The organism is Jiangella anatolica, assembly GCF_003236295.1.
Classification (GTDB): Bacteria; Actinomycetota; Actinomycetes; order Jiangellales; family Jiangellaceae; genus Jiangella; species Jiangella anatolica.
The window spans coordinates 1-406 of the sequence record NZ_POTW01000243.1; the positions used below are offsets into that span (position 1 = coordinate 1).

Sequence of the window (406 nt, forward strand, 5' to 3'; positions counted from 1 at the left end):
CTTCATAACTTGCCCATCGACCACAAAAGGTGCTCGTAATTCTGCTACGGGGACACCCATTAACGCCTTGACAGTCATCGTCGTCACCAGACCGTGCGATACGATTAATAGTGGTTGCGTGCTAGCTACCCCAACTTGATCAATCAAACGATGTAGCGTCGAAGTCGTTCGGGTGACAAAATCCGCATAACTTTCGCCACCGCCAGCTAGTTCCGGTCGGTATTCGGCGGGTTTAGTAAAAATAACTTGGGCGTAGGACTGCGGCTGTACTTCCGCTTCCTGTTTGCCGTCCCAATCACCAAAATCAAACTCACGCAAGCCATCGTCGATTTGAATCGGCGGTTGCCACTGATTGGCAGCCACAATGTATTTCGCCGTATCCAGCGCTCGTTGCTGCGGACTGCTA

Annotated in this window: 1 protein-coding gene; it reads right to left on the bottom strand. The window is 51.5% G+C overall.

Features of this window, described 5'->3' with window-relative positions:
* Positions 1-406, bottom strand: a 406-nt coding sequence (locus C1I92_RS35990; protein ID WP_146605406.1) for a histidine phosphatase family protein, incomplete at both ends; no start/stop codon positions are given.